Origin of the sequence: Dysgonomonas sp. 520, assembly GCF_010501095.1 — a bacterium.
GTDB lineage: Bacteria > Bacteroidota > Bacteroidia > Bacteroidales > Dysgonomonadaceae > QVMP01.
On record NZ_QVMP01000023.1, the window covers coordinates 8,557 to 34,158 of the forward strand.

At 39.6% G+C, this 25,602-nt stretch carries 23 protein-coding genes; 9 read left to right on the plus strand and 14 right to left on the minus strand.

Features of this window, described 5'->3' with window-relative positions:
- From D0T56_RS16645 to D0T56_RS12915, 6 genes are all read left to right on the plus strand, one after another.
- Window positions 1-194: hypothetical protein (locus D0T56_RS16645; RefSeq protein WP_221412359.1), on the plus strand; the 194-nt coding region annotated here is incomplete at its 5' end.
- Between the two features lie 399 nt (window positions 195-593).
- A complete protein-coding gene (locus D0T56_RS12895; protein WP_163320573.1) occupies window positions 594-1,214 on the plus strand; it encodes a TetR/AcrR family transcriptional regulator in 621 nt (206 codons plus the stop codon).
- Between the two features lie 248 nt (window positions 1,215-1,462).
- Complete coding sequence (locus D0T56_RS12900; RefSeq protein WP_163320574.1) at window positions 1,463-1,765, plus strand: hypothetical protein; 303 nt, start codon at window positions 1,463-1,465, stop codon at window positions 1,763-1,765.
- Window positions 1,766-1,876: 111 nt separating this feature from the next.
- Entirely contained in the window at window positions 1,877-2,776 is a 900-nt protein-coding gene (locus tag D0T56_RS12905) for a phospholipase A (RefSeq protein WP_163320575.1), read from the plus strand.
- 62 nt (window positions 2,777-2,838) lie between these two features.
- The gene (locus D0T56_RS12910) at window positions 2,839-3,789 is read left to right on the plus strand and encodes a UDP-3-O-acyl-N-acetylglucosamine deacetylase (RefSeq protein WP_163320576.1); all 951 of its coding nucleotides are present in this window, start codon (window positions 2,839-2,841) and stop codon (window positions 3,787-3,789) included.
- A 302-nt stretch (window positions 3,790-4,091) separates the two neighbouring features.
- The gene (locus D0T56_RS12915; RefSeq protein ID WP_163320577.1) at window positions 4,092-4,376 is read left to right on the plus strand and encodes a hypothetical protein; all 285 of its coding nucleotides are present in this window, start codon (window positions 4,092-4,094) and stop codon (window positions 4,374-4,376) included.
- On the opposite strand, the gene D0T56_RS12920 is transcribed toward D0T56_RS12915, so the two are convergent.
- The 9 genes from D0T56_RS12920 to D0T56_RS12960 all read right to left on the minus strand — a co-directional run bounded on the left by D0T56_RS12920 (window position 4,373) and on the right by D0T56_RS12960 (window position 16,116).
- A complete protein-coding gene (locus D0T56_RS12920; RefSeq protein ID WP_163320578.1) occupies window positions 4,373-4,690 on the minus strand; it encodes a nitrous oxide-stimulated promoter family protein in 318 nt (105 codons plus the stop codon). The genes D0T56_RS12915 and D0T56_RS12920 overlap by 4 nt on opposite strands.
- Complete coding sequence (locus D0T56_RS12925) at window positions 4,683-5,111, minus strand: GNAT family N-acetyltransferase (RefSeq protein ID WP_163320579.1); 429 nt, start codon at window positions 5,109-5,111, stop codon at window positions 4,683-4,685. The genes D0T56_RS12920 and D0T56_RS12925 overlap by 8 nt, the downstream gene beginning before the upstream one ends.
- Window positions 5,112-5,143: 32 nt before the next feature.
- Window positions 5,144-6,523, minus strand: a complete 1,380-nt coding sequence (locus tag D0T56_RS12930; protein ID WP_163320580.1) for an rRNA cytosine-C5-methyltransferase — start codon at window positions 6,521-6,523, stop codon at window positions 5,144-5,146.
- A 166-nt stretch (window positions 6,524-6,689) separates the two neighbouring features.
- Window positions 6,690-10,259 carry a pyruvate:ferredoxin (flavodoxin) oxidoreductase gene (nifJ, locus tag D0T56_RS12935; RefSeq protein WP_163320581.1) on the minus strand — a complete coding sequence of 1,190 codons (3,570 nt, stop codon included), beginning with the start codon at window positions 10,257-10,259 and terminating at the stop codon, window positions 6,690-6,692.
- A 143-nt stretch (window positions 10,260-10,402) separates the two neighbouring features.
- A complete protein-coding gene (locus D0T56_RS12940; protein WP_370458807.1) occupies window positions 10,403-11,593 on the minus strand; it encodes an ATP-binding protein in 1,191 nt (396 codons plus the stop codon).
- Between the two features lie 295 nt (window positions 11,594-11,888).
- Window positions 11,889-12,659, minus strand: coding sequence for an SDR family NAD(P)-dependent oxidoreductase (locus D0T56_RS12945; protein WP_163320582.1), 771 nt, complete (start codon window positions 12,657-12,659; stop codon window positions 11,889-11,891).
- Between the two features lie 2 nt (window positions 12,660-12,661).
- On the minus strand, window positions 12,662-13,489 hold the full coding sequence (locus D0T56_RS12950; RefSeq protein ID WP_163320583.1) for a transporter substrate-binding domain-containing protein: 828 nt from the start codon (window positions 13,487-13,489) through the stop codon (window positions 12,662-12,664).
- A gap of 281 nt (window positions 13,490-13,770) precedes the next feature.
- Window positions 13,771-15,111 carry a DUF4026 domain-containing protein gene (locus D0T56_RS12955; protein WP_163320584.1) on the minus strand — a complete coding sequence of 447 codons (1,341 nt, stop codon included), beginning with the start codon at window positions 15,109-15,111 and terminating at the stop codon, window positions 13,771-13,773.
- A 102-nt stretch (window positions 15,112-15,213) separates the two neighbouring features.
- Window positions 15,214-16,116: a helix-turn-helix domain-containing protein gene (locus D0T56_RS12960; RefSeq protein ID WP_163320585.1), complete on the minus strand. Its 903-nt coding sequence runs from the start codon at window positions 16,114-16,116 to the stop codon at window positions 15,214-15,216.
- A gap of 315 nt (window positions 16,117-16,431) precedes the next feature.
- On the opposite strand from D0T56_RS12960, the gene D0T56_RS12965 reads away from it, so the two are divergent.
- From D0T56_RS12965 to D0T56_RS12975, 3 genes are all read left to right on the plus strand, one after another.
- Window positions 16,432-17,223: a hypothetical protein gene (locus D0T56_RS12965; protein WP_163320586.1), complete on the plus strand. Its 792-nt coding sequence runs from the start codon at window positions 16,432-16,434 to the stop codon at window positions 17,221-17,223.
- Between the two features lie 84 nt (window positions 17,224-17,307).
- On the plus strand, window positions 17,308-19,122 hold the full coding sequence (locus D0T56_RS12970) for a YgiQ family radical SAM protein (protein WP_163320587.1): 1,815 nt from the start codon (window positions 17,308-17,310) through the stop codon (window positions 19,120-19,122).
- 271 nt (window positions 19,123-19,393) lie between these two features.
- Complete coding sequence (locus D0T56_RS12975; protein ID WP_255491173.1) at window positions 19,394-20,737, plus strand: glycoside hydrolase family 105 protein; 1,344 nt, start codon at window positions 19,394-19,396, stop codon at window positions 20,735-20,737.
- Between the two features lie 6 nt (window positions 20,738-20,743).
- On the opposite strand, the gene purU is transcribed toward D0T56_RS12975, so the two are convergent.
- The 5 genes from purU to lptE form a co-directional block, all read right to left on the minus strand.
- The gene (purU, locus tag D0T56_RS12980) at window positions 20,744-21,604 is read right to left on the minus strand and encodes a formyltetrahydrofolate deformylase (protein WP_163320588.1); all 861 of its coding nucleotides are present in this window, start codon (window positions 21,602-21,604) and stop codon (window positions 20,744-20,746) included.
- A gap of 146 nt (window positions 21,605-21,750) precedes the next feature.
- On the minus strand, window positions 21,751-23,610 hold the full coding sequence (locus D0T56_RS12985) for a DNA topoisomerase IV subunit B (protein ID WP_163320589.1): 1,860 nt from the start codon (window positions 23,608-23,610) through the stop codon (window positions 21,751-21,753).
- Between the two features lie 257 nt (window positions 23,611-23,867).
- The gene (gene secG, locus D0T56_RS12990) at window positions 23,868-24,227 is read right to left on the minus strand and encodes a preprotein translocase subunit SecG (protein ID WP_163320590.1); all 360 of its coding nucleotides are present in this window, start codon (window positions 24,225-24,227) and stop codon (window positions 23,868-23,870) included.
- A gap of 6 nt (window positions 24,228-24,233) precedes the next feature.
- Complete coding sequence (locus D0T56_RS12995) at window positions 24,234-25,076, minus strand: hypothetical protein (RefSeq protein WP_163320591.1); 843 nt, start codon at window positions 25,074-25,076, stop codon at window positions 24,234-24,236.
- A gap of 18 nt (window positions 25,077-25,094) precedes the next feature.
- Window positions 25,095-25,598 (minus strand): LPS assembly lipoprotein LptE, encoded by a 504-nt coding sequence (gene lptE, locus D0T56_RS13000; RefSeq protein ID WP_163320592.1) that lies wholly within the window; start codon window positions 25,596-25,598, stop codon window positions 25,095-25,097.
- Window positions 25,599-25,602: the final 4 nt, after the last annotated feature.

The following is a 25,602-nucleotide window of genomic DNA, read 5'->3' on the forward strand; positions in this document are numbered from 1 at the left end:
TGTTTGAGCATTACCAGACCATTCTAATTTTACAGCTTCTTGGTGCGAGTTATTTTTTGTTCAGCTTATTAAGCTGTATAGTGGGTCGGCAAGAAGCCTTAGTCACAGAAAGCCTTTTTGATTCCTTTTGCGGCTTAGGGCAATTAACAATCGAGGAGCGAAGGCGACTCAAAAGGAATGCAAGTAATCTTTGATTACGCGCTGCATGTTGTTGAATTTAAAAGAACGTTTTTTAGCTACTGATTTGTATTACTCGATATAATATCTTAAAAGTGAACATACCCCCTCAGTCTTTTAAACATTAAACAAATGATTTTGTTTTCGGTGAATTAACTAAAATTACACAAAATGGCTTTCTTTGGATGTTGCCGATTTGATTTCACTTCAATTATTGAACAAATGTTCACTTTTTGTGAAAACTATTTGAATTACATAAATAGGTATATTTCAACGTATTAGCATCATTCAATATTTCTCAAGATATACTTTCAGCATATTAGTTGATCTTTTTTAACTTTACATTTCTTGTATATCAAATTAAAAATGACAACCTTTGCGTTGTGAACGGTTGTTCATGTTTTAAAACTCAAAAGATGAAGTACAGTAGAGAATATATATTGAGTAGTGCTTTTGATGTATTCATGGAAAAGGGATACGATAGTGCTTCCATTTCTGTTTTGCAGCAGGAATTGAAAATGTCTCGAGGTGCTATGTACAGGTATTTTAAAAATAAGGAAGAATTGTTCACCTCGGTGATAGATGAGTATTTTTTTAAGCCTTTCTATAAAATAATGCGCAACATGTCGGTTGATCATAACATGAGAGCTCCCGAATTGATAGAAGTGACGCACAGAAGGCAAAAAGTAGTGTTGAACTCTTTTGCGAAAGCAGGAGTTACTCACATGCTGTTCCTGAATTATACAGCTTTGATTATTCAGGCTGCAAAACATTATCCTGATTTTGTTGCCCGTTTCAAGCGGATAAATAATAAATTATACTTAATCTGGAAGAAAGCATTGCTGAATAGCATAGAAGCCGGCGAGGTAAAGAAAGATGTCAATATTGATATCATGGCCAATCTGTTCAACAACATTAGCATAAAAGAATCGGAAGACCCTGATTTTGACGAAAGCACATTTACAAAAAAAGTCGTTGATGATTTCTATCGCAGGCGTGAGGCTTTAGACTATTTGTATGAGTTAATCAAGGTTTAATATTTTTTTACCCATCAAATGAACAACTGTTCATTTACAAGAAATAAAAAAGAGATCATGTTCTATTTGTACAAACTGATTAAAATTTAGTTTTTTTTGACAACAAATGAACGAGTGTTCATAAATATTAAAAATAAATAAAAACAAAAATCTCTTAAAATGTAAACGGAGTTTATTCGTCATAAATTAAAGATATATATCACTATAAACTTCAGTATTTACAAAGAGAATTATAATAATAGATAGTTATGGAAAAGATAGTAGCAATATTAACGAGAAAAGGAACTTTAAGCAATGGAATACAACGAGATACGGCCGTAAATGTTTTTAGTTTGGAAAATAACGAGGTGGTTGGCGTAGAAAACATTTCGTTGAACGATGCAAGTGAAAACTATTTTTCCCTCCTGATGAAAATTAAGAATGTGAGTTTGGTGTATGCCGATTCGGTGAGCAATAATTTGAGGAAGTTATTAACTGAAATAGGCATATCTACAAAATGCGGAGATGAATTATCCGGCGACAAGTTTATCGGTCAATTTATTTTTGAATAACAAAAAAGATTTCATTTTATAGAATGTGATAAATATGCTTATCATGACCGGTCCTTGAAAAATGAGGAATGAAAACAGGGACCGGTCGGATAAAAATAATCACCAATTTTCATGAACAAATTTACACTTTTCATACTATTTCTTATATCACCCTTGTTTTGTTCTGCGCAGGAAGGATTGCAGTACATAGACAATGATAGTCTGCGGACATTATACGAACAAGCGATGAAAGATCCGAATATTTTCAAACCAAAATATCTTGAAATTTCGGAAGAAGAGGCCGTCAAATTTGTTGACAAGCAACCGGCATTTGCGGTTTACAAGGATACGTATTTTGTGACGGGAATCCCTCTGGATAGAGAAATAACAAATAAAACGGCAGATGCATCCTTTCAGATAAGTATCAGGCAACGACTGACAAAAAGTGTATTGCCATTCAATACCTTTTTATATTTGACCTATACCCAGAAGTCGTTTTGGGATGTTTATGACGAGTCTAGTCCGTTTCGAGACACAAACTATAACCCGGGTTTGGGACTTGGTAAGGCACTCTTTTACAAGGGCAGGGCCATCGGAGGAATTTTTGCCCAGATAAAACATGAATCGAATGGTAGAGGCGGGGATGAATCGAGAAGCTGGAACTATCTCAGCTTTTCGTCCAAGTATTTTCTCAACCCTCATTTCAATATATTCGGAGAATTCTGGATTCCTTATGTTGACGGCAGCAACAACAAAAACCTACTTGATTATAAAGGTCTTGCAAATATCGGGATAAACTTCATATCTGACAAACATAGGTGGTGGGTGTCGGCCGAATTTAACCCTCGGAAAGGAGTAGGAAATATCAACACCGTGACAACAATAGGTTTCAAAATTTCGGAAAGTGCAAACCAATACCTGTTTGCCCGTTTGAATAATGGTTATGGAGAAAGCCTTTTAGATTATGATAAGTATTCGATGAACTTCAGGGTGGGAATATGTATCAAACCGGATTTTTATAGCATTTATTAGCTAAACACTTTGAAGAAGATATCCAGAACAATAAAACAACAACTCAAAAAAAAGATATTAAGATGGTAAAGCAGAGAACATTGAAAGACAGCTTCTACCTTAAGGGTAAGGGGCTACACACAGGACTTAATCTTTGTATTACGTTTAATCCCGCACCCGAAAATCACGGTTATAAGTTCAGGAGGATTGACCTTGAGGGTTGTCCTGTAATTGATGCTTTGGCCGAAAACGTATGCGATACGGACAGAGGTACTGTGCTGTCGGCTAATGGTGCGAAAATAAGCACAGTGGAGCATGCTTTGGCGGCATTGTATGCCAGCGAGATAGACAATTGCCTGATTGATGTGAATGGCCCCGAAGTACCCATTCTTGATGGTAGCGCCTTTATGTATATAGAAAAGATTAGAGAGGTGGGCACAATTGAGCAAGCTGCAAAACGTGAGTATTTGTGTTTCAATAAAAGTAAAATAAAAGTGACGGATTCTTCCACCGGAGCAAGCATTTCGATGTTGCCTTGCAATGGCTTGCACATAGAATCCCGTATTACTTTCGAGTCAAGGTTTCTTAAGCAGCAAGATGCTTGCCTGTTCGATTTGAAGGAATTTGCCCGCGAGTTTGCCTCTTCCCGCACATTTGTTTTTGTGAAAGAAATAGAGCCGCTTCTCAAAAACAACATGATAAAAGGAGGCGATTTGGACAACTCCATTGTCATTTATGACGAACAGCTACCTCAGGATGATTTTGATCAGTTGGCTGATGCAATGGGGGTTAAAAGGAAGAATTCTTCGTTGCTAGGTTATATAATGAATAAACCTCTCATATATCCGAACGAACCTGCCAGACATAAGTTGCTGGATATTGTTGGCGATTTGGCATTGATAGGAAAGTTTATAGAGGGAAAGATAATCGCTTATCGCCCAGGGCATAAAATAAACACGATGTTTTCTAAAGCCATAAGGGAATACATGAAAACCGAAAAGAAAAAGGTCGGAGTAAAATCCTTTAGCTATTAATACCAATTGGCTGTTGGCTCTACTTTGACAAAAAAACGTTGGACTACCCCCTGAAGGATGAGGGGGGTACGCTCTCTTTTGGAGAGGTGCAGGGGGCGGGTATTGACCACATTACATCCCGTCGAATATTTCCGTCGAATGTTATTTCTACTCCACCCGCAAAACGACTAATGTAATTGAACACTTTTCAATTACTGATTCAGATAATTAACGACATATTGCAGGCATTGTGTTAATTAAAAATTTTATGTAAGTTTGTCAAAAGAAAATCAAGGGTTGGAAAATCAGTTATAACAAACAAAATGCTAGATATTATGGGAAACGACGGGGAAAATGAAAAAAAACGCTCACAACCAATAGTTTCGGTGCTTCAATCGAGTGCCCCTTCCACGGCAAACAAAATGACCGTTATCAACGATGGTGTTTTCGCTAAAATTGTTCTTTTCGAAAAAGAGGATTTGAGTGACGAGGAAATCTGCAAACTATTGAATATATACAGATACACTAATATTGATATAACCAAACATTATACACGCAAGGAGTCTAAAGATGTACATCATTATACCGTATATAATATACTGATTTAATGATTGTTTTTTCTTTTCGTGATTTTCTTAAATAAATATCTGACAGTCAAGAGCGGATGTTTATAGGTCATTCGTGGACCTGAAAAACGCATTACGTTTTGTATTTCATCTTTCCTTGCCGAACTGTAACAATGTACCGGACAGTCCTTGCAATTTGGTTTTGCTTCTCCAAAGCAACATTTTTCGAGCCTTTTGTGAGCATAGGTTTCTAATTCAAGACATCTGTTGCACAGTGTTTTACCGGCCTGATTATGTTTAGATCGGCAGTAAATGGCAATCATTTTCGAAACGGTATGTTTTTCCGGATCATTCATTTTCTACAAAAATATCGTCCTCCATTCTGTCTGGATTGGCAAAAAGCGCCATCCCTGTTTTCATTCGTTTGTAGTTTAGTTTTTTATAAAAGTCTTCTTTTCCCGGCGACGCATACAAAATAAAATTACATCCCGGAGTTTTAGCCATCAGTCGAAGCACTATTTCCCGCCCCAATCCTCGTCCTTGATACCCTGGTTCGATTGCTATATCATATAAAGCCGATTGGCGTATACCATCCGATATCATTCTGCCAAAGCCAATCAACGCAGTTTCGTTGAAAAGAAACAATACGGAGTGGCTCGATTCGAACGAAGTTTTATGTACATCCCAGCCGGTGAATGACATACCCACTTTTTCTAACAATAACGGTATCTCTTTCCACGGAATATTTTCACAGTTTTCTTGGTATTTCAACTTCATAAAAAACAGGTTTCTGACAAATATACACAAATTCAGAGGAAAGTATTTATTGATTCAGGAACAAAAGACGACCGGATTCTCCACTCCTGAGGATAAAGATTATTAGCCCGGTTGCCTATGTTTTTTACAAACCCCACAGGTATGCCTCTATACGTGAGAAGAATATAGCCTTTAGGCAATCCGTTGAGACTCAATGCCTCCTTTTTCAAAAAAGCGATTGCCATCGCATCATCCAATCCGTAATTTGTAAATGCTGACACATTAAGATAGTTCGACATTGCCAGAGAATGTGCCGGAATGAAATCATTACCTTTATATTCCCCAACAAATACGCCTGCTGAAACCAGTTTCGAGTGAGATGATACGTATTCGAAACAAGAATATAAATCTGATGGAAAGGCAAACCATTTGTCTTCTTTCGGAAAAAAGGTGAAGAGGGAGTCGGATAACAGAAACTCTCTATATTCTTTAGGCAGAGTTGCTTTCTTCTTATCTTTCCCGTTCTTATTCTTTCCTGATGATGCTCTCGCCCGTTCACCGTCTTTCTTTCTTAGCACAGCCATAAAAAAGCCTTCTCCCATCACCCGGTGAGGAAAAAAATGATACACAGGCATATCTTCGTTGTAAGCTCCGGCAACACGCCATTCCGACGGAATATTTAGCGGAAGAATGTCTGCACCCAAATAATCCCTTATCCAAGCCACATTTTCTTCATTTTCTTGCATGTTGTATGTGCAGGTGCTATATACCAATATTCCTCCGGGTTTCAACGATTCCCACACGTCGGCCACAATTCTTTGCTGGCGTTCTTTGCATAACTGCACATTCGATTGCGACCATTCCGAAACGGCATCCTGATCTTTTCTGAACATTCCTTCTCCCGAACAAGGTGCATCAATCAGCATTAAGTCGAAAAAATGTGTCATTTTCCCTATATCCACCGGATCGTTATTCGTTACAATCACATTCGGACAGCCTGTTTTGGTCATGTTTTCAGATAGAATATCGGCACGTTTCCTTATCACCTCGTTAGATACGAGTAAACTTTTGTCCGACAGCAAGTTTAATAAATGAGAAGATTTTCCTCCCGGAGCGGCACACAAATCCAAAGCGACAATGTCGTCATCAACATATTGTTTCACGGCTTGCTCCAGAAACATGGAGGATGCCTCCTGCACATAATAAAGTCCGGCATGAAACAGCGGATCAAAAGTAAATGAAGGGCGTTTTTCCAGATAATAGCCATCCTCACACCACGGAACTTTCCGAAAAGACAGATCGTTTCCTTTATATTTCGACTTATTGATGCGGATGCTTGTCGGAGACTCTTCATTCAGAGCATTGACAAACAATTGCCATTCATCTTTCAGCAGGGGTTTGGTTGTTTCTATAAATGATGTAGGAAGTTGCATATTCTTATTTTAGCGTAAAAATATGTAATTTGCCCCTACAATCAAACAAAAGGCACGAATAACTTGTCTGCAGGTAATTTGTAGCTATTCAAAACCAAGGATATAAACAACAAAGGCATCCCAAAAAGGATGCCTTCGTTCGTATTATGTATATTAAGAATAATTGTTATTCCTGAACATTTTTGGTTTCATCGAAAGCCTCGTATGAAGTGTTTGCCATACGTTGATAGCTTCTGTAACGCCATTGAGCATTGTCCTGAGCTGCAAGATATAGTTCTTTAGCTTCTCCCGGATTCGATTTTTGAAGAGATGTGTAACGAACTTCGCCACCCAAGAACGACTGGAATTTGCTCCAATCAGGCTCTTTACTATCCATGATGAAAGGATTTTTACCTTCTTCTTCCAACATCGGATTGTAACGCCATAGGTGCCAGTATCCACATTCTACAGCCATCTTTTCTTCGTCCTGAGCATGTCCCATTCCACGACGCAATCCGTGGCTGATACATGGCGAGTAGGCGATAACGATAGATGGTCCTTTATACTCTTCAGCTTCTTTAAATGCTTTCAAACATTGTGCTTGGTTAGCACCCATAGCAACCTGAGCTACATAAACATAGCCGTAAGTTGTAGCAATCATACCAAGGTCTTTCTTGCGAACTTTCTTTCCGCCCGAAGCAAATTTAGCAACTGCACCAACCGGAGTTGATTTTGAAGACTGACCTCCTGTGTTTGAATAAATTTCTGTATCCAACACAAGGATGTTGATGTCTTCGCCCGATGCTATTACGTGGTCAAGACCACCGAAACCTATGTCATAAGCCCAACCGTCGCCACCGAAGATCCAGATAGAACGTTTGATCAGATATTGTTTCAGATCGTAAATTTCCTGACAATATTCACATTTATCTTTCTCTGCTTCTAATAGAGGCAACAATTTATCTGTAATTTCTTTCGATCTTTCGGCTTCGTCTTTTTCTGCGATCCATTCTTTGTATAGTTCTTTTATTTCTGCAGAACATTTTTCACAATCCAAAGCCTGAGTCATCAATTTAGAAATCTTATCGCGAAGGCTGATGTTTGCGATTGCAAAACCAAGACCAAACTCGGCATTGTCTTCGAACAATGAGTTTGCCCAAGCCGGACCCTTGCCTTGTTCGTTTGTTGTGTATGGAGTTGCAGGAGCAGAACCACCATAGATTGAAGAACAACCTGTTGCATTGGCAATCAACATGCGGTCGCCGAACAATTGAGTTGTAAGTTTTACGTATGGAGTTTCGCCACAGCCTGAACATGCTCCTGAGAACTCAAACAATGGAGTAGAGAACTGTGAGTTTTTCACGTTCATTTTCACATCCACAAGATGAGCTTTGCTCTTCACGTTTTTAACCATGAAATCCCAGTTGGCTTGTTCCGGATATTGTGTTCCGATTTCAACCATTTTAAGGGCTTGATTGCCTTTTTTACCCGGACAGATGTCGGCACAGTTTCCACAACCAAGACAGTCGAGAACGTCAACCTGCATACGGTATGTCATACCTTCAAACTGTTTTCCCTGAGCTTTCAGCATAGCCATACCTTCCGGAGCCATTGCTTGTTCGTTGGCATCCAACACGAAAGGACGTATTGTTGCGTGAGGACAAACATAAGCACACTGGTTACACTGAATACAGTTTTCCATATCCCATACAGGAACAAATGCAGCAACACCACGTTTTTCGTAAGTTGTTGTACCATTGTCCCAAGTACCGTCTTCACGACCTACAAATACAGACACAGGAAGATCGTATCCTCTTTGTGCGTTTACAGGACGAACCACTTTTTGGATAAATTCGGGAGCATCATCTTTAACCGGTTCTCCGACTGCGATATTTGCCCATTCGGCAGGAACTTCTACTTTTTCAAGCTCGATACCACGGTCTACGGCAGCATAGTTTTTGTTAACTACGTCTTCACCTTTACGTCCGTACGATTTTACAATGGCCTTTTTCATTTGTTCAACAGCCATTTCGTAAGGAATTACATTCGAAATTTTGAAGAACGCCGATTGAAGGATTGTGTTTGTACGGCCTCCAAGACCTATTTCAGTAGCAATTTTAGTTGCATTGATGATATAGAAATTGATATCATTAACAGCCAAGTATTTCTTAACCGAATCCGGTAGGTAGTTGCCTACTTCTTCTTTACTCCAAACAGAGTTCAGAAGGAATGTTCCACCTTTCTTCAAGCCTTTGGTCACATCATAAAGATGCAGATAAGCAGGAACGTGGCATGCCACAAAGTTTGGCGTGTTCACCAAATAAGTAGAACGGATTGGGTGATCGCCAAAACGAAGGTGAGAAGATGTGAAACCTCCCGATTTTTTAGAGTCGTAAGCAAAATATGCCTGACAATATTTATCAGTACTTTCACCGATGATTTTGATTGTATTTTTGTTTGCTCCAACTGTTCCGTCTGATCCTAATCCGTAGAATTTAGCTTCATAGTTGCTGTCGTCAACCGCAACTTCTTCTTTCATCGGAAGAGATTTGAACGTTACGTCGTCTACGATACCGATTGTGAAATCGTTTTTAGGCATATTCATTGCCAGATTTTCATATACCGACATGATTTGAGCCGGAGTTGTATCTTTAGAAGAAAGACCATAGATACCGCCTACAATTGTAGGTTGCTCTGCCGCTCCGTAGAAGCAGTCTTTAACGTCAAGATAAAGAGGTTGTCCTGTTGCTCCCGGTTCTTTAGTACGGTCAAGAACAGCAATTCTCTTAGCTGTTTTAGGAACAGCCGAAAGGAATGCTTCTGCCTTGAACGGACGATACAGGTGCACTGCAACCAAACCAACTTTTTCGCCATTGGCGTTCAGGTAGTCGATTGTTTCTTTGATTGTTTCGCAAACAGAACCCATTGCAATGATTACACGGTCGGCGTCTTCTGCTCCGTAATAATCGAACAAACCATATTTGCGTCCTGTAACTTTAGCTAGTTCGGTAAGGTATTTTTCAACAATTTCGGGAACCGCGTCGTAAAATTTGTTAGCAGTTTCGCGAGATTGGAAATAAATATCGTCATTCTGAGCAGTACCGCGTGTAACAGGTTTTTCAGGATTCAAAGCCCTGTTGCGGAATTCTTTCAATGCTTCTTGGTTTACAAGCGGAGCCAAGTCTTCGTTTTCAAGCATTTCAATTTTCTGAATTTCGTGAGATGTACGGAATCCGTCGAATATATGCATGAAAGGAACACGAGCCTCTAGTGTAGCCAAATGAGGCACAGCCGCCAAGTCCATTACTTCTTGTACCGAATTGGTGAAGAACATAGCGAAGCCTGTTTGACGGGCTGCCATAACGTCTTGGTGGTCACCAAAAATAGAAAGTGCCTGTGCAGCAAGTGCACGAGCTGAAACATGGAACACCGTAGGAAGAAGCTCCCCTGCGATTTTGTACATGTTAGGAATCATCAACAACAAACCTTGCGATGCTGTGTAAGTTGTTGTAAGAGCTCCTGCCTGAAGCGATCCGTGAACAGTACCTGCTGCTCCGGCCTCCGATTGCATTTCCTGAACTCTCAATACTTCGCCGAAGATGTTTTTGCGTCCGGCTGTTGCCCATTCGTCAACATATTCAGCCATTGTTGATGATGGTGTGATTGGGTAGATAGAAGCGACTTCACTGAACATATACGAGATATGAGCCGCTGCCTGATTACCATCACATGTCAAAAATTTTTTTTCTTTTGCCATACTCTGTGTAATAGTTGATTATTTTTAGTTGTTTGGTATTTACCTGTTTATAAAGATTCGCATTGCTTTGTTTTCTGGTGGATTGTGTTTATTAATCAACAAACATAGGCTTTGCTTTCTTGTCTTCATCTATTAAATTCTGTCTAGTATAAAAAGCCAAAGAGCCATAGGGGAATTGTGTTGCCTTCACCTATTTCCATCATTTCGGCTGTTGTGTATACATCTGTCTTTTTATTACTTTTTGCTTTCGATTCATCTATTCTAAAGATGTATTTATCTGTTTGGTTTTCAACTGCGAATACACCGGCTTTCGAGCCTTTTTTTAGCTTAGAATCATTGTGGTGCAGTTGATTGTAAAAGAATGTCTCTCTCAGAATCTGGTCGTCTTGTTGCCCCGGTTTAAAAGCATATATCAGGTTGGTATTGTGCATATATACCAAATCGGGTTTCTTGGGAAATTCTTCCCCCTCCCTGTACAGGAGGTTTATCAGACGGGCATTTTTCAGATAGTCCAGATAATTGGTCACTGTTGCCCTCGATATTTCACATTCGATGCTCAGTTGGCTGATATTTGGTTTGCCCGGAGTGCTTAATGACAGCAAGTACAACAACTTACGAATCTTTGATAGGTAAGATTGTTCTATTTGCCTGATAGATAAAACATCAACCTCCAACATCATGTTGATGGTTTTAAGCAAATTTTCGGAAAAATTCCGTTTCTCCAGAAAAAATGGATAATATCCGTGATGAATATAATCTCTGAAATATGCCAAAGGTTTGATTCTTGCGCAAATATCAGTCGCTATTTCTCTGTGGCTGGCCAGTATTTCCGTTAAGGTGTATGACCTTAATTCACTGCCCGTGATTATGTTAAGGAACTCCCGAAATGAAAATCCCCTGAGGTTGTAAAAATTGATGATAGTGGATATCTCAGGATTCTCGCCCAAACGCATCACAGTGGATACGGTGAAAACGATCTTCAGATCCGGAAATTTTTCGTAACATTTTCTCAATTCCGGTGCCCAATTTGGGTATTTAAATACCTGATCTATAAGGAGTGTCTTTCCTCCTTTGAAATAGAACTCTTCTGCAAAATCGTAAATAGAGCGGCATGTAAAAGAAAAATTGTTCATGTTGATGTATAAACAATCTCTTTTGCTCAAATCGTAGAATCTGCGGGCATATTGCAACAGAAATGTTGTTTTTCCTACACCACGTGTTCCCTTTATGGCAATCAGGCGATGATCCCAATTGATTTCGTTCATCAATTGCCTTTCAACAGGGTTTCCCAGATGTTCTACTAAATACCTATGTGTCCGAAAAAAAGCTTCCACTAATCTTAGAAATATTAAGGCAACGAAGATACACATTTTTTTCTCTCATTGCAAAGTCAAGATTACAATTTTAATCATTTTTTTTCAGAAAAATGACCGAAACTATCAAATTATCTGTAAAAAACGGTATTTTTTATACATCTATTTTATTTCCACTGCGATAGCTTTACGGGATGGAGGAAAAAGTGGTTTTGAGGAAATTTATTTACCAGTTTGTTTATCTTTCCTTCGTGTTTATTGTAGAGCGATTTTTTCTTTTATCAATAAAGCGATTTTCATTATAGTTACCTAATTTTTAATCAAAGTAAATCATTTTTTTAGTCATACCCCCATCTATCGTGAAATTTTGTGCGTTGATGAAATCATTGTCGGGGTGACATAAGAATATGCACATCCGGGCAATGTCTTCGGGTATGCCCACTCTGCCCGAGGGGTGTTGCGAATGGTCTGTCTTTTTCAGTTCGCCGTAGTGTCCAGTGTCTATCCATCCCGGACTGATGCAGTTGACAGTTATGTGGTATCTACTCAACGACATGGACAAAGAATGTGTAAGGGAAGCCACGCCCCCTTTCGAAGCGGAATATGCTTCTGTATCAGGTTCGCTCATCAAATAGCGGGTAGAAGCCATGTTTATGATTCTTCCGTATCTGTTTTTCTGATTTTGTTTTTCCCTGTGTTCTGCAAGAAGTTTGGATGTGATAAAAACCGAACGGAGATTGATATTCAATATTTGCTCAAATTCTTCAATGCTAGTCTCCAGAATTGACGAAAAAGTGCTCACCCCCACGTTGTTGATAAGTATGTCAATGTCGCCATATTTCAGGATGGTGTCGGTCATTGCTTTGGTCAGGTCTTCTTTCGATGAGGCGTCCACTTTCAGAAAGGAGCAGGAATAATCTTTAAGCTCAAAACACAATGCTTGAGATGCTTGTTCGTCTATATCGCAAAAAATTACGTTGGCTTTTTCTTTGCAGAAAGATTCTACAATGGCTTTGCCTATGCCATTTGCTCCACCTGTGACGAAGACGGTTTTTCCGTTTAAAGGTGTGCTGTAATCATTTTTCATTGTTACTTGTAATATCTGTTGTAGATGATTTGATAATCTTTTGTTTGTTTAAACTTGTCGATCCATGTGTTTAGCGAGTCTAGTAGTATTGGCGACCACTGATTGACTGCCCACGATTCGAGGTGGGTGAATCCGATGCTTGTTTCTATATCAAGTTCGGGCATTTTACGGGCAAGGGCTTCCGCTGTTTTAAAGTCGCTGATCGTGTAGCCTATTTCTCCGGTAGAAACCATCATCGCCAGTTGTTCGGTGTCGTACAAATCGTTTTCCTTAATATAAACCGTATCGCCTATCTCGTGCGACAGGTTTGCCAACCGTAATTTGCTGGGAGCATCTTTTGCTATATGCAAGGTTTTGCCTGCCAGTTGCAAGTGGCTGCGGATGGGCGAAATGCTATCGTTGTATTCGGCCTTTCGCTGAACAAGAATAAGTTTGTTGAGTATGATAGGTGTCGTAAACAGATATCTCCCTTTCATGTCTGCCGTAGCCTGTATGTTGCGGGCAATGAGGTCGTATTTACCGAATTTTAGTTCTTCAAAACTTTTCTCAAGGCTATTTTCTACCGATATTTCAAATTTCAGGTTGGTATATTTCTGCAAGGCTTTTAACAAGTCGTGATTAAATCCTGCAATCGTGTCGCCCGATACGAAGTAGCCGGTTTGATCCAGATTTGTTACGATGCGCAATATTCCCGATTCTGCTATTTGCGCATAGTCTTTTTTCTCAAATGTAGCTTTATCTTGTTTGTTTTTTAAGTAGATAATCGCAACAAATGCTATCAGGATAATGAACACCCCTGAAGAAATATAGGCTAATTTTTTCGATTTCATGAGTAAGGAGAAATTGAATGATACTTTTCAAGATGCAAGATAAGTAAAAAAATTCCGTATTTTAGAAATCAATAAAAATTAATGATGTAAATCGGCGGTCGAAATTGTTGGATTACATTAGTCGTTTTGCGGGTGGAGTAGAACCCCATCCCTACAAACAGATGGGGCAGACTCAACTCTGCCCGAAAGTCCGATATTTTCAAAGGCAAAAAAGAATTGCCATATCAAGACTCTACAAGTCTATTCATGACAATCCTTTTTTCATTTTATATACTTTACGCTTAAGAAAAGCCTAACTGATATATAGTATCTGTGGTGTATGTTGCATCCGGTGCATATATCAACCAATCGGTCAACAATTCTACCGGATAAGTTTTCACATCGCCTTCATTCAAATTTGATATCCAATATGGCTGATTCAATAATTTCCCCTTAATCATTTCGTTATCAATAGATACCACTTCATACCAGAGGTGCTCTTTTTCGGTGCCGGACTGATCGTCATCGACAGTTAACCCCAATTTTACCAAAAAACTCCAGCTTTCCTCTTCCTCTTTTTTTGCAAATATTTTTTTCAGGAAAGATTGTTTTTCTTTCTTTCCCTCCTTCCTAAATACAGTTTCAAAATAAGCGAAACGTTCTCTTGCCAAGGCACTCATTCTTTCGGTTTCTTCTGTTGAAATGTAAAATATCGGATTATCGGCTAGGGTCGATGCAAAAATTTCGGGCGAAACCATATTGTTATCTTCCACAGCAAACAATACGCCTGTGGGTTCGGCATGCACATTGCCCTCACCGTCTCTGTCAGCCATCCCTCCAAGTATATCTTTCGGAAAATCGTTCAACGCTTCTTCCCATCTCAACCACGAAAGAACAATTCCCATGCCGTCATATCCTATCGTAAATTTTTCCTTTTCTTTTGTAGGGCTACTGATAAATTTTTTAACTACCATATTCAGCAAGTCGTTCATTTGCTGAGCTCCCGAACCAATATTCAACATTTCCAATTCGACAGAACCACAACGATGTAGCCCGTGTGTATGAAACCAATATTTTTTGTCTTCGCCCTCGCCGTCGTATATGACATGAGAAGAATACAAATAATCGGGAGAAGGTGGTGTTGGCGATTTGGCGGTCATTTTACCCCACTGAGCCGACAACAACCGATACGACATAAAATCGATAATAAGGCTGGCATCGGGAACAATGGCCAACATAATTTTCAATTGAAGATGAAATGAAGTCAAGGCATCGTCTCCAAAAAACATTGAGGTTTCCAGAAAATACTCTTGCTTTGTTGCCATATCCATATCTTCTTCTGCCACTTGGTTTGCAAAACCATAATTGCGCAAATCAAGATTATCTGCCTTATTGACGAACAGTTCCACATTATATTCTTCATCCTGATAATTGACAGTCAGGTTGAAAGCCTGTTCGGCAAAGTCGTCAACTTCCGGCATAGGGCCGAAAGATATAACTTCAAAATCCTTATTTTTTCTTAACGAATTCTCGATTTGTTCGGTTGTATATTTAAAGGCCTGATCAAATGCCAATATACCCATCGCCGAAGGTAAACCAGTTTCACCATCGGCCAGAAGATCGTATTTTTCTCCGTTTGTCATCTTTGTTCTATTTAGCAAGTAGTTATTATAATTAGTGAAGGCCTGCGACCTTAAGTTGTAGCTGTAAAGATAAATCACTTTTTTATAATTGCAATTCACTAACTAAAGATGTTCCATTTTTAATAAGATTAAAGCATTCTGAAATAAAAAATTGCGTATATTTGCAACTTCAAGACATGTAAATACCTCCCCTCTGTCACTGAGTAAGTGACGGAGGGGTCTTTTTTTTCTTCTGATTTCGGAAGGCGAATTTCCCAGATTTTTGTGACAAAATTCGTTGAAGTGAGAAAGCGTACTGAACATGTTTTCTGTCGATATTTGCTTCAAACTTTTGTTCGTGTAATAGATGTCGTGATACACCAAATTCGCCCGACGCTTTCTGAGCCATGAATAAGCCGATACACCGAAAGATCGCCTGAACCGCCTGTTAAATCCCGAATAGCTATAATTCATAATCTCAGCTAGTTGACGGATATTTTTAGTATCTTGAGATAATATCTTCACCTGCTCTGAGAAATGTAAATCGTTTGTGATATAGCTGCTGAAGAAGGCGTTGAGTTCTTTCTGTGTGTAAAAAACCTTCAATATGTATATCAATTCTTTTATTTTTATTCTAGCTAATGGATTGTAGTCCAGGATAATATCCTTGTAGGTCTGTAATGATTCAATGTATGCAGAGACAATCTCATTGAAAGGCAGATAAAGGTTCTGATTGTTATCATTTTCCTCCGTTCTGTCTGATTGGAAATGAGTCAACTGATTGATTTCCTCGCTTATGTCAATGGATATCAGAGCCGATTCCTCCACTGCCTTTACCTCTGTTTCGTAGCCGGTGGGAATCAGGAATATCTTTCCTGCCGAAATCCTTTCATCTTTGTGCGACAACGAGGATATATTCAATCGACCTTTACCTATGAGAATAATGCTGCAATTTCTCCTGTTTGTTTTCCATTCCTGACCTTTTTGAAGATCAACGAACAGAATTCCTTTTTCTTCATATTCCATATTTTCTGTTGTTTAAGTATTTGTTACTGTGCGTGTTTAACTAATGTCTAATAATTATTTTTCGTATACATTTTTCGTCAAGAACTACAAAGTGTCTGTTTTCTAAAAACTTAGAATGAAATAAGTAATGCTGCTTACTTACCTTTTTCGACCATGTTTTATCAATGTTTATCTTTTTCAATTTCTCTTTTTATTATTCTGTTGATAGTCAATAGAATAACATGTCTAAAGCCACTCCTCCGTCACTTACTCAGTGACAGATATATAAAGGGTTAAAACTGAAATATTTAACACAACAAACAACATTAGAAACTTATGAAAAAGAGCAGTTTAGTTTTATTGATTTTTTTAGCCGTTACGGCACTCAAAGCACAGGTGGGAGTGAACACAGAATCGCCTCAGGGAGTGTTCCATATTGATGCGGCACGCAACACGAGCGGAAACACAAACGTGGCAGACGATGTGGTGGTGGATGCGCAAGGCAGAGTCGGTGTTGGGACTAATGTACCTCAGACGAAGGTAGATATCAGAAGCAGCACACAAGGTGGTGGCTTCCGCTTGCAGGACGGATCGCAAGCCGATGGACGGGTACTTACTTCTGATGCAAGTGGTAATGCCAAATGGCGGTCTCATGGAATACAAACAGTTAATGCTGTTTGGAATGGAGATAAATCATTTTTTATTACAGATACAACAAGTCAATTTGTTAGCACAGGAAGTACCATAACACTACCTCCTGGAAGATGGTTAGTACAAATCCATTTTCTTTTGGCAAACGCAGCTTCTTCTACGATGCAATCTCCCTACTGGGTTCGATCTTCATTCACGGATGGCGTCGTCCCTGTAGGAACAAGCATGTCGGTAGATTCTGTATATACATCTGATTTTGAAGGTGAAAACAAATTAGCTGCAGGTATGGGATATGGAATTTACAGTGCAGTGCTTGGTTCTGTTGTTCTTAACAATGCTACGAATGCGAATAAAACATATACGTTTGTAGTTGGAAGAGTTGGTAAACTGACTACCGCTCCAGCTTTCGAGTTTAGTAGAATAGGACAAGGCCTTTGGCTTGAAGATAACATCACGGCTATAAAAATTCAGGATTAGTCAAATCTATCAGTCATTAAATATATTTAAGGTATGGGAATCGCAACTTTTCCATACCTTTGTCTTTCTATACAAAACCACCTTATGAGAGATTATCAGCTGACCGACTGGTTGCCAACGACAAAAAAAGAAGTAGAACTAAGAAAATGGGACGAATTGGATGTCATCCTTTTTTCGGGCGATGCCTATGTAGATCATCCATCTTTTGGCGCAGCGGTAATAGGTCGATTGTTGGAATCGGAAGGCCTGAGGGTGGCTATCGTGCCACAACCCAATTGGAGAGACGATTTGCGTGACTTCAAGAAGTTGGGCAAACCTCGTTTGTTTTTCGGAGTCAGCGCCGGGGCAATGGACTCGATGATCAATCATTACACAGCCAACAAACGACTGCGTTCGGACGATGCCTACACTCCGGATAGCAGAAACGATATGCGTCCCGATCGCCCATCTATTGTATACACAAATATACTGAAAGAATTATATCCGGATGTGCCTGTCCTGCTTGGGGGAATAGAAGCCTCTTTGCGACGCATAACTCATTACGACTATTGGGACGATAAACTGCGGAAGTCAATACTTGTTGATTCCAAAGCCGATCTGTTGATTTACGGAATGGGCGAAAAACCACTTAAAGCTATTGTCAATACCCTTAAAGAAGGCAAGTCCTTCGACCAACTGACAAACATTCCGCAAACTGCTTATCTGAGTAAAGATACAATCCGAAATGAAAATGATATTACCCTCTTTTCACACGAAGATTGTTTGCAAGACAAACTGAAACAGGCAAAAAATTTCAAGGTCGTAGAAGAACAGTCGAACAAGATGAATGCTGCCCGCATTGTGCAAGATTGTGAAGGTTTTCAAGTTGTTATAAATCCTCCATATCCTCCCATGACGGAAAAGGAGATTGATGCTTCGTTCGATTTGCCTTACACCCGCCTGCCTCATCCGAAGTATAAAGGAAAGCATATACCGGCTTTCGAAATGATAAAGTTTTCGGTAAATATGCACCGGGGATGTTTCGGAGGTTGTGCATTTTGCACAATTTCGGCACATCAGGGAAAGTTTATTGCATCCCGCTCAAAAAAATCTATTCTGAACGAGGTGAAACAAATCACTGAAATGCCCGGTTTCAAAGGATACCTGAGCGACCTTGGCGGACCTTCGGCAAATATGTATGCGATGAAGGGCAAAGACCTGACTGTTTGTGAAAAATGCGCCCGCCCATCATGTATTCATCCCAAAGTATGCAAAAACTTGAATAACGATCATTCTGCACTTTTAGATATTTACAAAGCCGTAGATGCTTTACCGAAAATCAAAAAATCTTTTATCGGGAGCGGTGTCAGATACGATATGCTGTTGCATGACAACAAGAATGAAAGGCTGAATAAAGTTTCAGAGAAATATACTCAGGAATTGATACGAAACCATGTGTCGGGACGATTGAAAGTTGCTCCGGAACATACTTCCGACAAAGTGCTGAATTGTATGCGAAAACCTGCTTTCAATCAGTTCTACCAGTTCAAGAAGATATTTGACGAGATCAATAAAAAAGATGGACTTAAGCAACAGCTGATACCTTATTTTATTTCTTCCCATCCTGCATGTTCAGAAATAGACATGGCAGAACTGGCGGCCACAACCAAAAATATGGGCTTCAATCTGGAGCAAGTGCAAGACTTCACCCCTTCACCCATGACGCTGGCTACGGAAATGTATTACACAGGCTATCATCCCTACACATTGGAAAGAGTATACACGGCACGCACAAAAGAACAAAAACTTGCTCAACGTCAGTTCTTTTTCTGGTACAATAAAGATTATCAACCGCAAATTCTTCGTACACTGAGAAAATTGAGACGAGAAGACCTTATAAAACGATTATTTGGCAAATAATAGCTGACTAACGATGTCTCTTTTTATAAGTGAAACGAAGAATCTGTTTTTCCAGATGCTTCACGTAGTTCAGCATGACAGATTTTTCGGGCAGATCAGAGTCCTGCCGCTACAAACGCACACTTCACTCTCTTTTGGAGAGGATGGGAGGGAGGGGTGTATTCAACTACCGATTGGCATAAATAACAATTTATCCTCCTTTTTACACAAAATGACACACCCACATTTATTGGTTTATCATTATTTTTGTATAAAACGTAAAATGGAGAAAATGAAGAAATTACTTTTTATATATCTGATAATCCCATGTCTCATTGCTTGTGGAAGTGTGAACGGGAAAAGCGACACAAAGAATATTTATTCGCAGAAAATGACCGAATCGCTTGGACTGAAAACCTTTCTGAGTAACAAAAAACAGCAACAACTGGCAACCGCCCATTGGGATTATGTGCCCGGATTAGTGGCGTATAGCGTATTGAAGGCTTGGTCGCAATATCCGGAACAGATGGAATATTACAACATGGTGAAGAGCTATGCCGATCACTGTTTGCAGGGAGGAGATACCGTGAAAGTTGGCGAAAGCAATGTGGATGATCTGGCAGCAGGGAAAATATTTTTCACGCTCTACCATGAGGAGATGAGAAAAGGAAATGCTGCAGATGCCGAACGGTATAAGCGTTGTGCTACATTTCTCCGAAACAAGCTAAAGTACAACCACAGCCGCATTGACGAGGGTAAACCCGGTGCAGGAGGTTTTTACCATAAGGCACAATATCCCAATCAGATGTGGCTCGATGGCTTATACATGGGAGCTGCATTTTATGCCGAATGGCAAAATAGTTTCGGTCTTGAATTGGGCGAAACAGACAACAGCCGGTCGTGGGATGATATTGCCATGCAATTTGAGATTATCCACAAACATACCTACGATGCCGAGAAACAACTGAACTATCATGCTTGGTCGGCTGACCCTGCCGACGCAAATTCTTTCTGGGCAAAACAAAACGAACCATTTAAAGGATGCTCCCCCGAATTTTGGGGCAGAGGTATGGGATGGTATTTTGCCGCATTGGTAGATGTTCTGGAATTGATGCCGAAAAATAACGAACATTATTCAAGTCTGGTGAAGATTGTGAACGATGTGGGCAATGGATTAGCCAAATATCAGGATAAAAAATCAGGTTGTTGGTATCAGTTATTACAATACAACGACACGAAAAAGTCTGACAACGTGGGCGATACAATGAACGGGAAAGTGTATAACCAATGCGACAAACCAAACTATCCGGAATCTTCCGCTTCGTCTATGTTCACGTATGCCTACCTGAAAGGAATGCGCATCGGAGTATTGAACAAAACGAAATTTTCTCCGATTGCCCGAAAAGCGTATCAAGGACTGCTCGACACTTTTATAACAAAAAACGAAGACGGCAGCCTCAATATCATCCAATCGTGTGCATCGGCAGGATTAGGACCTGCGAAAGACCTTTCCAGAACCGGAACCGTGAACTATTACCTTTGTGGCAAAGATGTCACAGTCACTCAAAACGAGGGAAAAGCAATAGGCCCTTTCATTATGGCGAGTTTGGAATATGAACTAAATGCGAAGCGATAGTTTTTATTACGAAAACAGTATAGTTTTGTTTTTATATACCAACACCCTTCTTTGTATGTGATATTCAATACCATGCGACAGGACAATCTTTTCCAGATCCTGTCCTTTTCTAACCAGGTCTTGAACAGTGTCACGATGCGAAATGCGGGTGATGTCTTGCTCTATAATTGGTCCTGCGTCGAGTTCCGGTGTCACATAATGACTGGTTGCGCCAATGATTTTCACACCACGCTCATAAGCTGCATGATATGGCTTTGCACCGACAAAAGCAGGCAGAAATGAATGGTGAATGTTTATAATTTTGTTCGGATAGTCTTGAATGAACTGGTCAGTTAAGATTTGCATATATCGTGCAAGGACAATGAAATCAATACCTTTTTCTTGGAGCAATGCCTTTTGTTTAGCCTCTATTTCGTCCTTGTTGTCTTTCGTTATTTTTATAACATGATACTCTATTCCGAATTTTTCGGCAACCCAGCGCAAATCCTCGTGATTGCTGATTATTAAAGGTAGTTCCACGTTCCATTCTCCGGCAGTGTATCGAGCCAATATATCAAACAGACAATGTGACATTTTTGAGACAAAAACAGCCATTTTAGGCTTATAGTCGTTGAAATATAAGCGGAAAGTCATACCGAATTTACCGGCATACATTGTTTGAAAATATTCACCTATTTTATCTTTCGGAATAAGGAAGTTCTGAATATCCCACTCGACACGCATAAAGAAGACATTTTCTTGTTTATCAACGTGTTGCTCCAGATTAATGATATTACCACCATTAACATTAATAAAGTCTGTAACGGATGCCACCAATCCCGGCTGATCGGGACAGTGCATTAAGATAATAGCTTTCGATTCTTTCATTTTCTACTCAAAATGTTATAAGAATCGCAAATATACAAACAATATCTTATATTTAGAGGGCAATGAATGGAATATAGATAACTAATTACCCCAAATATCATTACAAGCATAATATGTTGTGGTAAAAACTTCCGGATTTGTTTGTATTAGTCGTCCACATCAACCACCAAGTTATCAATGATAAACACCTGACGTTCGGGTGTATTTTTGCCCATATAGAAACCCAGCATATCTTTCACGGAGTCTTCTTTCTTCATACTTACCCTATCCAGCCGGATATCTTTTCCTATGAAATGGCGGAACTCATCGGGCGAGATTTCTCCCAATCCTTTAAAGCGTGTGATTTCGGGATTTGTCCCCAGCTTTTTGATTGCATTTATACGCTCTTCTTCCGTATAACAATATATTGTTTCTTTCTTATTTCGCACTCGGAACAAGGGAGTTTGTAAGATGTAAACATGATTTTTCTTTACAAGATCGGGGAAAAATTGCAGGAAGAATGTCAACAACAACAGGCGAATGTGCATCCCGTCCGTATCGGCATCCGTTGCTATAATTACCTTGTTGTATCGCAATCCGTCCAATCCGTCTTCGATATTCAATGCAGCTTGAAGCAGGTTGAATTCTTCGTTTTCGTAAACGATTTTCTTCGTTAAACCGTAACTGTTCAACGGTTTTCCTCTCAAACTGAATACGGCTTGCAGATTGGGATCACGGCTTTTTGTAATGGAGCCGCTGGCAGAGTCTCCCTCTGTAATGAATATGCAACTTTCGTCCAGATTATTGCCTTTCGTGTCGTTGTAGTGTACACGGCAATCCCTCAGCTTTTTGTTGTGCAGATTAGCTTTTTTAGCACGCTCGCGAGCCAATTTTGTGACACCGGCAATCGCCTTCCGTTCTTTTTCTGATTCAAGGATTTTTTTCAACAAGGCGTCGGATGTTTCCGAGTCTTTGTGCAAATAGTTATCCAATTCCTTTTTGATGAAATCGCCAATGAATTTTTGCACCGAAGGACCATTTGGACCCATATCTTTCGATCCTAGTTTAGTCTTCGTTTGCGACTCAAACACAGGTTCTTCCACCTTGATGCTTATAGCCGCCACAATACCGCTACGAATGTCGGCGTAGTCGAAATTTTTGTTGTAATATTCTTTTATTACTCGCGAAATGGTTTCCCTGAAAGCCGATTGGTGTGTTCCTCCTTGTGTGGTATGCTGACCGTTCACGAAGGAATAATATTCTTCGCCATATTGGTTGGTGTGCGTGATCACAACCTCTATATCTTCATCTTTGAAATGAATGATCGGATATAACGGCTCCGATGTCATGTTTTCGTTGAGAAGGTCGACCAACCCGTTTTTCGAGTAAAACTTCTTCCCGTTGTAAATTATAGATAAGCCCGTGTTGAGGAATACATAATTTTTCAGCAGGGTTTCCACATATTCGTCCTGATATGCGTAATCGACAAATATAGTACTGTCCGGAACAAACTCTATCAGCGTTCCGTTGTCTTCTGTTGTAGATTGTGCTTTTGATTCTCCTGTTACAATGGCTTTGCTGTATTCGACTGAAACGGTTTGTCCTTCTCTGAAAGACTGTATCTTGAAGTAGGATGATAATGCATTCACCGCCTTAATACCGACCCCGTTCAATCCGACCGATTTTTTAAAGGCTTTGGAGTCGTACTTTGCCCCCGTGTTCATTTTCGACGATACGTCTTTCACCTTTCCAAGTGGTACGCCTCGACCGTGGTCGCGGACAGTAACTTCTCCGTTTTCGATGCTGACTTCTATCGTTTTTCCGAATCCCATCATGTATTCGTCGATAGAGTTGTCCAATACTTCTTTCAACAGTACATAGATACCGTCATCGGCAGATGTCCCGTCGCCGAGTTTACCGATATACATACCGGGACGCCGGCGGATATGTTCCTGCCAATCAAGTGTTTTGATGTCGTCGTCCGAGTAATTGTCTTGGGGTAAGTTTATATCCAGTTCTTCAGCCATATAGTATTTGTTGGAGTTAGTTTTAGGTCGCAGACCTTCTTTGTTGCTTTGGTAAGTAACATAAAATCGACAGGCAATATTCCTTAAATATATCCTTTAACTTTATTGATTACTTTTCTCATACAAAGGTACATTTTTTCAGGAAAAGAATCAAGGTTGATATATTGTTAAAAACGGATCATTTCACATACTTATGGAAACGAGAAAAAGCAACCATTGAAAAATGATTGCCTTTTGATATATATTCTGTTTGAATCTTATTCTTGACCTGCAGCAGGAGGTGTTGCCATAGGCGTTCCCACATCCGGAGTATCTTGCGCACCAGGTGTTTGTTCACCGGGAATAGTTGATATTCTGGTTTTCACTGCTCCATCATTCGAGTCGCTCATTATAACTTTTGTGCTGATAAGACTCATAACGATGATAAAACCAGCCAAAGTCCATGTTGCTTTTTCAACAAAATCGGTTGTTTTCCGAACACCCATAATGCTGTTCGACGAAGAGAAAGATGCTGATAAGCCTCCACCTTTGGAGTTTTGAACCAATACAACTAATATTAAGATGATTGCAGCTATTACAATCAGTGCTGAGATTAGGATGAATAATGTGCTTGACATTCTATTTTATTGTTTATTATTTTTTATATTCGACATTAATTTTTCCAAAAATGCTAATTGGTCTGCAAAGTAAATATTTTTTTTCGGATAATTCAAACTTAAGCGCTTAATTATTTCGTATGCTTTTTCATATTTTCGCTGTTTGATGTATATGTTGGCTAAAGTTTCGGTGAAGAAAATGCCGTCATCGTCCAATTCATCATCCAAGTCCATGTCGTCGGATCCGCCATCTTGTTGTGGAGGCAGGCTGTCTATATCGAAGGTGATTTTTATATCCTCCCCGTTTTCTTCGGCTTTGTTGATGAAGCTGTCTATCAAATCCTGACGCTTTAGTTCCGATGTGGTTTTCGGTGTTTCTGCGGCTTCATTTGTTTCCGGTTTATCATCCATTGGCAAGTTCTCTTTAGGTAATACATGTGTTGTATTTTCTTCGGCATCCTCCAGAGATTGAAGATAGGAAAAATAATCGAAAGTAGACATGGTGGTATGGGTGAGCACTTGCTCCAGTTTTTCGTCATTGTCGTCTTCCAATGTTTCAAAAAAAGCGTCCATCAGGATAGATGTCCTGTCTTTACTCAGTTCTTGTTTGCCTTTATTTTTCAGGAAACGGCTAAATTCGTCATTCAGAATATAGTAGAACAATGCTTTTCTGTCGGATATGAATATAGACAAACGGAACAATTCGGCACGGAAGGTTTCGGAATCGTGTGCATACAAACATTTCAGATATGCGAACAATCCTGCCTGAAAATAAGGGTATTTGTTGACCAAAAACCTTAATTTCGGAAGATTACTCTCTTCGGGTGCCTGCTGGGTATCTATCAGTTCGTAAAACTCCTTTACATTCATGCCGTTTTTTTTCTTTTTCTACCAATTAGCCATAGTGGCGTTAAATATTTGGTCTACAATATCTTCTGTCAGCTGTTTAATCAAATCGTCCTGCACCGAATCCAGCATCTGAGAACTTGAATAGTCTCTGTAAGCAGAGAAGGTCTGTTCTTTGTCTTCCGCCGGATTTTTATTGTTTCGGAAACGTATGCGTACATCCATTGTCAACCGAGTTTGTTGCGATATCCTGTCTTCGCCCGCTGCCAACGGCGTCAGGTCGTATCTGGTGATTTCTCCTTCCAACTCCAGGTCAGGATTGGAAGATGTGAACTGAAGTTTTGTATTTCGGGAATACACATCTTTCAGCCGTTCGTTAAACACCTGAAGCAATGGCGGATATTGACGCAATGCCTGATTCTGAAAATCAACTATTTCCATCGTTTTAATGATGCTGTAATCTATGGACGCACCATTAAACTGGTAGGATATTTTACACGTCGTGAATCCTAATATACAAAGTAAGTAGATAAAATATTTTCTCATAAAT